Annotated in this window: 11 protein-coding genes; 3 read left to right on the top strand and 8 right to left on the bottom strand. The window is 72.3% G+C overall.

Annotation, left to right across the window (positions count from 1 at the left end; translation table 11 throughout):
* Positions 1-3 precede the first annotated feature (3 nt).
* The 8 genes from ACFQVD_RS12465 to ACFQVD_RS12430 form a co-directional block, all read right to left on the bottom strand.
* Positions 4-879 carry a branched-chain amino acid ABC transporter permease gene (locus ACFQVD_RS12465; RefSeq protein WP_343978041.1) on the bottom strand — a complete coding sequence of 292 codons (876 nt, stop codon included), beginning with the start codon at positions 877-879 and terminating at the stop codon, positions 4-6.
* Positions 866-1,597: an ABC transporter ATP-binding protein gene (locus ACFQVD_RS12460; protein WP_343978038.1), complete on the bottom strand. Its 732-nt coding sequence runs from the start codon at positions 1,595-1,597 to the stop codon at positions 866-868. Before ACFQVD_RS12460 ends, ACFQVD_RS12465 begins: the two co-directional genes overlap by 14 nt.
* Positions 1,594-2,340 carry an ABC transporter ATP-binding protein gene (locus tag ACFQVD_RS12455; RefSeq protein WP_343978035.1) on the bottom strand — a complete coding sequence of 249 codons (747 nt, stop codon included), beginning with the start codon at positions 2,338-2,340 and terminating at the stop codon, positions 1,594-1,596. Before ACFQVD_RS12455 ends, ACFQVD_RS12460 begins: the two co-directional genes overlap by 4 nt.
* The gene (locus ACFQVD_RS12450; RefSeq protein ID WP_386271140.1) at positions 2,337-3,152 is read right to left on the bottom strand and encodes an SDR family NAD(P)-dependent oxidoreductase; all 816 of its coding nucleotides are present in this window, start codon (positions 3,150-3,152) and stop codon (positions 2,337-2,339) included. Before ACFQVD_RS12450 ends, ACFQVD_RS12455 begins: the two co-directional genes overlap by 4 nt.
* A 78-nt stretch (positions 3,153-3,230) precedes the next feature.
* Positions 3,231-4,820 carry a gamma-glutamyltransferase gene (locus ACFQVD_RS12445; RefSeq protein WP_386271138.1) on the bottom strand — a complete coding sequence of 530 codons (1,590 nt, stop codon included), beginning with the start codon at positions 4,818-4,820 and terminating at the stop codon, positions 3,231-3,233.
* A gap of 28 nt (positions 4,821-4,848) precedes the next feature.
* On the bottom strand, positions 4,849-5,694 hold the full coding sequence (locus tag ACFQVD_RS12440; protein ID WP_364220875.1) for a polysaccharide deacetylase family protein: 846 nt from the start codon (positions 5,692-5,694) through the stop codon (positions 4,849-4,851).
* Complete coding sequence (locus tag ACFQVD_RS12435; protein WP_343967842.1) at positions 5,691-7,004, bottom strand: ABC transporter substrate-binding protein; 1,314 nt, start codon at positions 7,002-7,004, stop codon at positions 5,691-5,693. The genes ACFQVD_RS12440 and ACFQVD_RS12435 overlap by 4 nt, the downstream gene beginning before the upstream one ends.
* A 201-nt stretch (positions 7,005-7,205) precedes the next feature.
* On the bottom strand, positions 7,206-8,000 hold the full coding sequence (locus ACFQVD_RS12430; protein WP_343967844.1) for an SDR family NAD(P)-dependent oxidoreductase: 795 nt from the start codon (positions 7,998-8,000) through the stop codon (positions 7,206-7,208).
* 197 nt (positions 8,001-8,197) lie between these two features.
* Here ACFQVD_RS12430 and ACFQVD_RS12425 point away from each other — a divergent pair, with 197 nt between their 5' ends.
* Genes ACFQVD_RS12425 through ACFQVD_RS12415 form a run of 3 tightly spaced genes read left to right on the top strand, consistent with a single transcriptional unit; the run spans position 8,198 to position 11,833 of the window.
* The gene (locus ACFQVD_RS12425) at positions 8,198-9,487 is read left to right on the top strand and encodes a glutamine synthetase family protein (RefSeq protein WP_343967846.1); all 1,290 of its coding nucleotides are present in this window, start codon (positions 8,198-8,200) and stop codon (positions 9,485-9,487) included.
* Positions 9,477-10,649 (top strand): amidohydrolase family protein, encoded by a 1,173-nt coding sequence (locus ACFQVD_RS12420; protein WP_343967849.1) that lies wholly within the window; start codon positions 9,477-9,479, stop codon positions 10,647-10,649. The genes ACFQVD_RS12425 and ACFQVD_RS12420 overlap by 11 nt, the downstream gene beginning before the upstream one ends.
* On the top strand, positions 10,646-11,833 hold the full coding sequence (locus ACFQVD_RS12415; protein WP_343967851.1) for a M20 metallopeptidase family protein: 1,188 nt from the start codon (positions 10,646-10,648) through the stop codon (positions 11,831-11,833). Before ACFQVD_RS12420 ends, ACFQVD_RS12415 begins: the two co-directional genes overlap by 4 nt.
* The last annotated feature ends 6 nt before the right edge of the window (positions 11,834-11,839 follow it).

Raw genomic sequence — 11,839 nt, 5'->3', positions numbered from 1 at the left:
CGTTCACGCGCTCCTCACCTTGGTCCGCAGCAGTCCCTCGGGTTTGACCAGCATGATCACGATCATTGCGAGGAAGACCAGGACCGGGCTCCAGGAGAGCCCGAAGTAGTAAGTGGTGACGGCCTCGAGCAGGCCGATGGCGTACGCGCCGGCGATGGTGCCCGTCAGGCTGCCTGCTCCGCCGAAGGCGAGCACCACGAAGGCCCGCAGCAGCGGGTCGCCGCCCATGCCCGGGGAGATGAACTGCATGCTGCCGAGCAGCGCCCCGGCCACGGTGGCCAGGCCGATCGCGACCACGACCACGAAGACGTAGACCCGGCGCGGTGCGATGCCGAGCAGCTGGGCGTGCTCGCGGTTCTGTTCCAGCGCCCGTACGGTCAGCCCGATGCCGGTGCGTTTGAGGACCAGGGCCAGCAGGCCCACCAGCAGCGGGGCCAGCAGGATCGTGACGAGCTGGCTGCCCTGGGCGACCGCCCCGGCGACCTCGACGCGCGCGCCACCGAACGGCGGGAGCTGCTTGATCTCCGGTCCCCAGATCAGCTGGGCGCCGCTCTGCAGCAGCATCGTGGCCGCCAGCGTGGCGACCATCACCAGCATGTCGCCTCCTGGACGCCGGATGAACGGGCTGACCAGCAGGAACTCGTAGGCCAATCCGATCAGCGCCATCGCCGCCACGGCGCCGAGCAGCGCGACCGCCACCGGCAGCCCGCCGGCGTCCAGCAGCGTCCAGGTCAGGTAGGCGCCGAACATCATCAGCGCGCCGTGCCCGAAGTTGAAGACCCGCAGCGTGGACCAGATCAGCGTCAGTCCCGCCGCCATGAGCATGTAGAGGCCGCCGAGGACGAGCGTGCTCGTCACGATGACACTAATGCCGTCCATCGGCGGTCCCTCCCAGGAAGAGCGACATCATCTCGTCGCGGCTGCGGCTGCCGTCCGACGCGCCGCTGTCCACCACGTCGCCGTGCAGGATGACGTGGTAGCGGTCGGTCAGGTCGAGCACCAGGTCCATGTCGCCGTCGATCAGGATGACCGACGAGACCTCGGCGCGGACCCGCACGATGCACTCGCTCAGCTCGTGCTTGACCTTCGGTGACAGGCCCAGCGTGGGCTCGTCGAGGATCAGCAGCGTGGGCCGGGCCATCAGGCCCATGCCGAGGCTGGCCATCTGGCGTTCCCCGCCGCTGAGCGTGCCGGTGAGCTGCCGGCGCCGCTCCTTGAGCTTGGGGAAGACCGAGAACACCTGGTCGATCCCGTCCCGCCAGGTCGAGGAGTGCCCGCTGGAGGACGCGGAGAGCCGCAGTGCCTCCTCCACGGTCAGTTGCGGGAACAGCCGCGAGCCCTGTGGCACGTGGACGAGCCCGCGCCTGACCAGGCTGCCGGGGGACTCGCCCCTGGTGTCCCGTCCGGCGAAGGCGATCGTGCCGGAGGCGGCCCGGTGCAGGTTGGAGACGCAGCGCAGCAGCGTGGTCTTGCCGTGGCCGTTCGGCCCCAGCAGCCCGACCGCCTCGTGCTGCCCGACGCGCAGCGAGATGCCGCGCAACACCTTCGCCTGGCCGTAGCCGGCGGTGAGGTTCTCCACGGTCAGCAGATCGCTCATCGTGCGGCCCCCGGTCCCAGGTAGGCTTCGACGACCCTCGGGTCGGACAGGACCTCGGCCGGCCGGCCGGTCACGATGATCCGGCCGCTGTCGAGGACCGCCATCCGGTCGGCGAGCGCCTCCAGCACCGACAGCACGTGCTCGATGATCACCATGGTGACGCCCGTGCCGCGCACCCCGGCCAGCAATCGGATCAGCGCGTCCTGGTCGGCCGGGTCGAGGCCGGCCGCGGGCTCGTCGAGCAGCAGTACCGAAGGGCCGCTGACCAGCGCGCCGGCGATCATCAGGCGTTTGCGGTCGATCAGCGAAAGCCCGTCGGCCGGGCGGTTCGGGTCGCCGCCGAGCTCCACCGCGTCCAGCGCCTCCCGGCACCGGGCGGGGGCCCAGCGCCTGGCCTTGCCCGCGCCGCCGTACGCCGAGCCGATGCGGACGTTCTCCAGCACGCTCAGCGACTCGAAGACGGCCTCGGTCTGGAAGGTGCGCTTGAGGCCGGCCTTGGCGATCCAGCGCGGCGAGCGGTTCTGGATCTCGTGGCCGTCGAAGATCACCTTTCCGGAGTCGGGCCGGATCGGGATACCGGTGAGCAGGTTGAACAGCGTGCTCTTGCCCGCGCCGTTGGGGCCGGCCAGGCCGAAGACCTCGTCGCGCGTCACCGACATCGAGACGCCGTCGACGGCCCTGAGGCTGCCGAAAGACTTGCCGACCTCGTGCGCGGCGAGGATGACCTGCGAGTCCCCGTTCACGACGCGGCCTGCCCGGGCCCGCGCCAGTCGCCCTGGGCGAGGAAGCCGCCGTCGACCGGGAGCAGCACGCCGTTGACGAACGAGGCGTCCGGGGCGACCAGGAACGCGACCGCCGCGGCGATCTCGTCCGGCGAGCACTGCCGCCCGGCCGGCTGGCGGGCCGCCGCCGCCTCGCGCTGCCGCAGGGACTCCGCGGCGGCCTCGGCGTCGAGCAGGCTCCGCGAGTCGCCCATGTCGTTGTCGACGTAGCCGGGCAGCACGGCGTTGACCCGGATTCCCCGCGGGCCGCCCTCGATGGCGAGCTGCCGGGTCAGGTTGGCGATGGCGCCCTTGGCCGCGGAGTAGGCGGGGAAGGCCGACAGGCCGGTGACCCCGAAGATGGACGACAGGTTGACCATGGCACCCGCCCGGCCCGCGGCCAGCAGCGGGAACGCCGCCCTGGCGCACAGGAACGTCCCGGTGACGTTGACGTCCATCACCCTGCGCCACTCGGAGATCGGTACCCCGGTGACGCCGCCGCCGCTCTCCGCGACGCCGGCGTTGTTGACCAGGATGTCCAGGCCGCCGAACTCATCCGAGACCCGGGCGAACAGCGCCTCGACACTGCCCTCGTCGGAGACGTCCGCCGCCTGGAACACGCACGCGGGGCCGTCCCCCGACAACTCCAGAGCGGTACGCGTTCCGCGTTCCACGTCGACGTCGGCGATCATGACCCGCGCCCCCTCCGCGCGCAGGCGGTGCGCGATGGCCGCGCCGATCCCGCCCGCCGCGCCTGTGACCAGGGCGCGTTGCCCGGTCAGAGTGCTCGCCATCGCGATATCTCCCTCAATCTGCTGGTACTCGTGGTGTTGGTCGGCCGTGGTGGGCCGCGACCGGGTGTCCGGCCTGTCTCATCCGCCGGGCAGGCCCACCCCGTACGGCTTCATCCGGTCGACGCCGGGGGACCACGCTCCGCCACCGCGTCGCGCGATGCCGTTGGGGCGGGCGAAGTGCCAGGTGGTGGGCTCCTCGCTGACGACCTGGACGTCGAACCCGGCGGCGGAGAGGCCGGCCGCGGCTCCCGCGTCGCGCGAGTCCAGCCAGACGCGGTCACCCTCGGCGTGGATCCTCGGTGCCGAGATCGCCTCCTGGAGGTCCGCGCCGTCACGCCAGCGGGCGGCGATCTGGGCGACGGCGGAGATGATCCGCCGCCCGCCCGAGGCGCCGAGCGTCGCCTCGGCGTCCCCGGGGCCGGTCAGCACGACGGGACTGACCGCGCTGAGCCCGGCCGCGCCCGGGGCGACGCTGGTCACCCGGCCGGGGCGGGGGTCGAAGTACATCATCCCGTCGTTCAGCACGATGCCGGTCTCCGGTTCCACCATGCGGGAGCCGAACAGGTCGAGCACCGTCTGGGTGAGCGAGACCGTCATGCCCTCGTCGTCGACCGCCGACAGGTGCGAGGTGCATCCCGCCCTGGTGGAGCCGCCGGGGGGTGCGGGGGAGGAATGCCCGCCCGCTATCCAGTCGGCCACCACCTCGTCGGCGTACTCGGGGGAGGCCAGCCGCGCCCAGGGCGCCGGTCCCTGGTGGGAGGTGGTGACCTCGCGCAACCGGTCCTCGAACGCGTGGGACAGCACCCGCGCCCACAGGCGCGCCCCGGGATCCAGCCCCCGGCGCCGGGCGGCCTCGACCAGTTGCAGTGCCTCGATCACCGAGATCACCCCGGTGGCGTGCGGTCCGTACAGCCGCATCGGGCCGATCTCGACGGGAAGGACCTCGGACTCGTCGGCGACGTACCCGCCGAAGTCCTTCTCCGACAGCAGGCCACCGGCCCCGGTGACCGCCGTCGCGATCGCGCGGGCGGCCCGGCCCAGGTAGAACGCGTCGGGGCCGCCGGCGCCGATCTCGCGGAGCACCCGGGCCAGCCGGGGTTGGACGAGCGGGTCGCCGGGGCCCTGGGACGGGCCGCGCAGCGGCAGGCCGCCGGGCAGGAAGAGTTCCGCGGAGGAGGGGAAGGCCCGCAGCGTCCGGGCCTCGGCGCAGATCGCCGAGGAGGCGAACCAGTTGGTCTCGTGTCCCGCCTCGGCCAGTTCGATCGCCGGGGCGAGCACCTGGGCCAGCGGCAGGCGGCCGAACCTGGCGTGCGCCCGGCACAGCGCGGCGACCGCCCCGGGAACGCCCACCGACAGCGGGCCGACGATGTTCGCGTCGTCGCGCACGGCCGGCCAGTTGTACAGGCCGGTGCCGGCCGCGGACGCCGCCGGGGCGAACATCTCCGGACGCGCCAGGCCCGGGGCCCGGATCGGGCCGCACACGACGGTCGCGGCCGGGGCGCCCGGTTCGCGCACCACCAGCCAGGCGCCGCCGCCGAGCCCGCTCATGTAGGGCTCGACCACTCCGGTGGCGAAGGCCGTGGCGACCGCCGCGTCCACGGCGGTGCCGCCCGCGCGCAGCATCGACGCCCCCGCGCGCGCCGCCCTCGGGTCGGGTGCGGTGACCATCCCACCGGTTCCCGGGGGAGGGCCCGGCTCAGCCCTGCCAGGCATCGGCGATCTCGCTCAGCGTCGCGAACCAGACGTCGCCCGCCGCCAGCATCCGCTCGACCAGCGCCTCCAGGACGAGCAGGTGGTGGGCCCGGCCGATGGTCTGCGGGTGCATGGTGAGCACGTAGACCGCGCCCGGCACCCGCTGGTGGGCGTAGTCGAAGATGGTGTTCCAGCGGTCTTCCATGTCGCGGTGGGAACCCAGCGGGGAGACCCCGGCGACGTACTCCACCGAGGGCCAGTCGTCGAGATACCACGACACGGGGATCTCCACGATCCGGCTCTCCGGGCCGAACTCGCTGGCCGACTCGTAGTTCACCGTGACCCGCCGGGGCCGGTACGGCTCGAACTCCCGGCCCATCAGCGAGCTGTCCCAGTCGAAGCCGAACTCCTCCAGCAGGTCCAGCGTGCTCTCGGAGAAGTCCCAGGCGGGCGAGCGGTAGCCGCGCGGACGGCGCCCGACGACCTGCTCGTGCTGGCGCAGCGCGACCTCCATGAGCCGGCGCTCCTCGTCGGGCCCCAGGTCGGGCACGACCTCGTGGTAGCAGCCGTGCGCGGCGATCTCGTGCCCGGCCGCCAGGATCTGCTCGATGCGGTGCGGGAAGGTCACCAGGTCGTGGCCGGGGGTGGCCCAGGTCGCCGGCAGATCGTTGCGGCCGAGCAGTTCCAGCAGCCGGGGCACCCCCTGCTCGGCGCCGAAGTCACCGCGCGACAGGTAGGACGGCGACGTGCGGCCCATGGTGCCCATCCAGGGGGAGTGGGCGTCGAAGTCGAAGGTCAGTGCCACGGCCATCCGCTTGCCCGGCGGCAGCAGCAGGGAGGCGGAGGTCACTTCTTCATCCACGGCGGGAGCTGGAAGGAGCCCGACTTGTACTTCTCAGGGGCGATCAGCACCCGCTTCTCGTCCTGGAACTGGAAGGACTGCAGCGGCACGTAGTCGTCGCCCTGCTTGGCCAGGTGCGTGGTCTGGTCGAACACGATCCGGCCGGAGGCCCGCTCGCTGTCGCTCTTGCCGATGGCGGCACCGATCGCCGGCGCGTCGTCGGGGTCGCCGACCTCGCGCAGCGCGTCGGCGTAGATCATGGTCTCCACGTAGGTCATCACGCCCTGCGGGTCGACGTTGTCGGTCCCGTACGCGGCCTGCCAGTCCTTCTGCAGCTGAGCGGCCGGCGCGTAGCCGGGCGAGGGCACCATGCCCGCGAGGTTGTTGAACAGCACGCCCTCGGCCTGCTGCTTGGTCAGCTCGAAGAACTGGGGCTGGTTGGGGCCGTACTGCATGAAGACCAGGGACTCGGTGGGCTTCTGCAGGAACTGCTGCAGGAAGCTGGCCTCGTTGGAGACCTGGTAGTCGGTGTTGACGATGAAGTCGGGGTCGGCGGAGCGGATCTTCCCGAGAACCGTGCCCCAGTCGTTGACCGTGCCGAACGGCACCTTCTCCTGGCCGGCGATGCTCCAGCCCTTGGCCTTGAAGTGCTTGACCAGGCCGTCGGCGATGTTCTCGCTGTAGGGGTTGTCGGAGCGGACGATGAACGCCGACTTGTTGCGCGGCTTCCACAGCCCCTGCTCGGCCCAGGACTCCGCCAGGTCGACCGGCTCGGTGCCGTAGGCGTCGTAGTCAGGGGTGATCGACCAGACCGTGGGGTACTTCGCCGGGTCCTTCTCGATGATGGCCTGGGTCTGCGCGGTGTTGCCGCCGATGAGGTAGACCTTCTCCGCCGCGGCGAACTCGTCGATCTCGAAGTTGGACGTGGAGGCGTAGCCGGTGACGACCGCCTTCACCGACTCGTCGTCGGTCAGGGTCTGCACGCCCTTGGTCACCGCGTCGTTGGACTGGCTCTGCACGTCCACGACCTTGAGCTTGAACGTGTACCCGTTCACGCCGCCGGCCTCGTTGAGCTGCTTGACGGCCAGCTCGGCTCCCTGCTTCATGCCCAGGCCGTCGGATGCCAGGGCCCCGGTCAGCGGGGCGAGCAGGCCGATCTGGATCTCCTTCGTGCCGGCCGCGCCGCCGGTCTCCGCGGCGGAGGCGTCGGGGGAGGTGGAGGAGGAGCACGCGGTGAGCGCCGCCAGGGCGCCCGTCACCGCGACGGCGGTGATCGCCCGGATGGGCGTCCGGGGACGGAGGAAGGGGGAACGGGCCACGGTGAAGCCTCTCTGCGTCTGGGGGACGAGCGGACGAACGCATGCGGGACATGCCGAAGGGCGTCACATGCCTGTTTTGCACCGTTCTGTCACTGTCGACAATTGAAACGTACGTTGCATCCTGCGGCAAAGGCTAGACCTGTAAAAGGTTTGTTACTTAAACTCGATCCGCCGCACCGCTCTGATCTCGTAAAACGTGGTTCAGCTCGGCGGCAGGGCCGTTCCGGCCAGGAAGCCTCCGTCCACGTCGAGAACACTCCCCGTGATGAAGGAGGAGTCCGGATCGGCGAGAAACACGCACGCCCGCGCGATCTCCGCCGGCGTGCCCATGCGATGCACCGGCTGCCCGGCGACCAGCGCCGCCACGTACTCGGCCGAGAGCGCCGCGGTGGCCGGGACCTCGATCAGCCCGGGGGCGACGGCGTTGACGGTGATCTGTGACGGGGCGAACTCCAGCGCCAGGACCCTGGTGAGCATCTCCACCGCCGCCTTGGACGAGCAGTAGTGGGCGGCGCCCACCCGGGCCGAGCGGGCCGCGCCGGAGGAGACGTTGACGATCCGGCGCCCGCCCCCGAGGGCGCCGGAGGCGCGGGCGAAGGCCTGCGAGGCCAGCATCACGCCGCGGACGTTGACGGCGAACACCTCGTCCCACTCCGCGGCGGTCATGTCGAGTACCGGGGTGTTCGGATAGACCCCGGCGCAGTTGACCAGCACGTCCACTCCGCCGTGCAGGGCGGTCACCCGCTCGAAGGCGGCGGTCACCGACTCCGGGTCGCGCACGTCCAGACGCACCGCCGAGGCCGCCGGCGATCGGCCCGGGACGGCGGCGAGCTCCGCGGTGACCCTCGCCGTGCGCGTCTCGTCGAGGTCGGCGACGACGACCGTCGCCCCCGCCTCGTGGAACGCCTCGGTGATGCCCCGGCCGATGCCCTGGGCTCCGCCGGTGACCAGGACCACTGTCCCGTTGAACCTGCTCGGAGAGAGGTTGTCCGTCATGGAAGGCCTTCCGATGATGCCGGGCGGGAGCGGCCTCCCGCCGGCTCGACACATATGACCTGGGCGTTTCTGTCAGGGGTACCAGGTAACACGCATGCTAAGTTTCATTCCGCCGCCTTGACCATACATGTGAACCGTATGTTTCACTTAGGGCGGCCGGGACGCGAGGTGCGGACCGGACTGGGAGGAGAGAGCCGATGACGACAGGGACCGCCTTCGTGGCGACCTGTGACCTCGCGGCCCAGGTGCGGGGCCGGGCTACCCCGGTGGCCCGGCTGGACCAGACGTTGCGCACCGGAGTGGGATGGGTTCCCGCCAATCTGGCGCTGACTTGTTTCGGCCACCTGGCCGACGACAACGTCTTCGGTTCGGTGGGCGACCTGAGGCTGCTCCCCGACCCCGCGACGGCCGTCGACCTGCCCGCCGACGGCCCGGTGCCGGGCACCCGGCTCTACCTCGCCGACCAGACCGGCCTGGACGGCAGCCCCTGGCCCGGCTGCCCGCGCGGCTTCCTCGCCCGCGCGCTGGCGGACCTGAGAGAGATCGCGGGCCTTGAGGTGAACGCCTCCTTCGAGCACGAGTTCATGCTCGGCGGCCAGGCCGAGGCCCCGCCCTTCTCCTTCCAGCGCCTGCGCGGCGCCGAGCCGTTCGGCGCCGACCTGGTCGCGCTGCTGGAGACGGCCGGGCTGGAGCCGGAGAGCTGGCTCCCCGAGTACGGGGACGGCCAGTTCGAGATCACCCTGCGGCCCGCCCCCGGAATGGTCGCCGCAGACCGGGCGGTCCTGCTGCGCGAGCTCGTCCGCGACCTCGCCCGCCGCCGGGGGCACCCGGTCACCTTCGTCCCGCTGGCCGACCCCGCGGGCGTCGGCAACGGCGTCCACGTGCACTTCTCGCTCCGCGAGGTCGGCGGCGGCCCGGTGATGTTCGACGCCGGAGCACCCGGCAGGCTCTCCTCGACCGCGGCCAGGTTCGCGGCCGGAATCCTGCGGCACGCCGGTGCGGTGGTGGCCGTCACCGCGCCCAGCGTCGGCTCCTACCTGCGGCTCACCCCGCACCGGTGGAGCGCCGGCGGGGTCTTCCTCGCCGAGCGCAACCGCGAGGCGCTGCTGCGCATCGCGCCGACCGTCGAGATCGGCGGCGCCGACCCCGCGGGCCAGCTCCACCTGGAGTACCGGGCGGCGGACGCCACGGCCAACCCGTGGCTGGTGCTCGGCATCCTGATCCGCGCCGGCCTCGCGGGACTGGCCGGGGCCGAGCCCGCCCGGGTGTGGCCGGAGACCGCGACCGAGGCCGACCTGGCCGAAGAGCCCGCGCTCCCCGGCTCCCTGCCGGAGGCGCTCGCCGCGCTGGAGGCCGACGAGGTCGCCCGAGGCTGGTTCCCCCACGAACTGCTCCACACGTTCCTCGCGGTGCGACGGGCCGAGCTGGCCTGCGTCAAGGGACTGCCCGACCACGAGCTCTGCCGGAGGGTCGCCGATGTCTACTGAGAACTTCTCCGGGGATGCGGCCGGCGATCTGGAGAGTGTGCTCGCCACCCTGCCCCTGGTCGACCACCATGTGCACGGCGCCTCCTCGGGAGAGCTGGGCCGCGGTGAGTTCGAGACGCTGGTGACCGAGTCCGACCGGCCGATCCCGGCGTTCATGACCCAGTTCGACTCCCAGCTGGGCTTCGCGATCCGCCGCTGGTGCGCGCCGGTCCTCGGCCTGCCCGCCCACGCCGCACCGGAGGACTACCTGGCGCGCCGCACCGAACTGGGCGCCGCCGAGGTCAACCGGCTGCTACTGGCCGCCGGCGGCATCGGCCGCTTCCTGCTGGAGACCGGTTATCGGGGCGACGACGTCCTGGACCCGGCCGGGATGGCGGAGGCGTCGGGGCGGCCCGTGCACGAGGTGGTCCGCATCGAGCAGGTGCTGGAGCAGGTGGCCGCCTCGGGAGTCTCGGCCGCGGAACTGCCGGGCCGCTTCCGTGAGGAGTTGGCGCGCCGCACCGCCGACGCCGTCGGCCTCAAGAGCATCGTCGCCTACCGGCACGGCTTCGCCTTCGACCCGGCACCACCCGGCGACCGGGAGGTCGTCCTGGCGGCGGGCCGCTGGCTGTCCGCCGGCGAGGCGAGTGGCCAGTGGCGGGTGGACGACCCGGTGCTGCTCCGCCTCGGACTCTGGGCCGGGGTGGAGCGCGGGCTGCCGCTGCAACTGCACGCCGGTTACGGGGACCCCGATGTGGAGCTGCACATGTGTGACCCGCTGCTGCTCACCCGCTGGCTGAAGCTCATCGAGCCGCACGGCGTGGACATCCTGCTGCTGCACTGCTACCCGTACCACCGCAACGCCGGTTATCTCGCCCAGGTCTTCCCGCACGTCTACTTCGACGTCGGTCTCGGCGTCAACTACACCGGCAGCCGGTCGGACGCGCTGATCGCCGAGTCGCTGGAACTCGCGCCGTTCGCCAAGATCTTGTTCTCCTCGGACGCCTGGGGGCCGGCGGAGCTGCACATGCTGGGGGCGCACCTGTTCCGCCGCGGGCTCGGCCGGGCGCTGCGCGGGTGGGTCGACGCCGGAGAGTGGGCCGAGGAGGAGGCCGTCCGGGTGGCCACCATGATCGGCGTGGACAACGCCCTGCGCGTCTACGGTCTGGAAGCGGCCAAATGATCGAGCCTCTTGCCTTCGGCCCGGCCGTCGACTCCGTCGAGGCCGGGCTCCGGACGGCACTGGAGCGACGGCTGCCCGCCGCGACGGAGCTGCGCCGCCGGCTGCACGCCCACCCCGACCTGTCGGGGGAGGAGGGGCCGACCCGCGACCTGATCCTGGCCGAGCTGCCCGGACGCCCCGTGGACGCGGTGGCCGGTACGGGCGCGCTGGTGCGCGTCGGCGGCCCCGGGCCCGCGGTCGCCGTACGGGCCGAACTCGACGCGCTGGCGGTGACCGAGCGGACCGGTGTCGACTGGGCGTCCGGGAGGCCGGGCCGCATGCACGCCTGCGGGCACGACGTGCATCTCGCCGCCCTGGTGGCGCTCTGCCACGCGGTCGGTGACACCCCCGGCGCGCCTCCGCTGGTCGCGATGCTCCAGCCGCGCGAGGAGACCTATCCCTCCGGCGCCCACGACATCGCCCGGTCGCCGTCGCTGGCGGAGCACCAGATCACCGCCATCATCGGCGCGCACGTCCAGCCCACCCTGCCGCGGGGCGAGGTCGCGGCCACTCCCGGCACGGTGAACGCCGCCGCCGACGAGTTCACGGTCGTGGTCAGGGGCCGCGGCGGGCACGCCGCCTACCCTCACCTGACCAGCGATCCGGTACTCGCGCTCGCGCACGTCGTCGTCGCCCTGCAGCGGGTGGTCAGCCGTGACGTCGACCCGACCAGCTCGGCGGTCCTCGGCGTCTCCACACTGACGGCCGGCAGCGCACCCAACGTCGTGCCCGACGAGGCCACGGCCGGCGGTACGGTCAGGGCACTGAGCGAGCGCATCCGCGACCAGGTGCACGCCCGGCTGGAGGAGGTCGCGGACCTGGTCGCGCGGGCCCACGGCTGCGAGGCCAAGGTGAGCATCACCCGGGGGGAGCCGGTCCTGTACAACGACTCCGGGCTCGCCGCCCGAGCCGGTGCCCACCTGACCGACCTGGGCCTCACCCTCTCGCGGCCGCTGCTCTCCTTCGGCGCCGACGACTTCTCCTATCTCTCCGCGGTGCTGCCCGGCCTGATGATGTTCGTCGGGGTCGGTGACGGCACGGACGTACGCATGCACAGCGCCGGTTTCCTGCCCGGCGACGACGCGGTGCGCGATGTCGCGCTGACCATGCTGGCGGGTTACCTCGCGGCGGCGGAGAGGATGTAGCCGCGA

The organism is Streptosporangium amethystogenes subsp. fukuiense, from assembly GCF_042665875.1.
Taxonomy (GTDB): domain Bacteria; phylum Actinomycetota; class Actinomycetes; order Streptosporangiales; family Streptosporangiaceae; genus Streptosporangium; species Streptosporangium fukuiense.
Note: the sequence above shows the minus strand (reverse complement) of the source record. Positions and strands in the feature narration are given on the sequence as shown.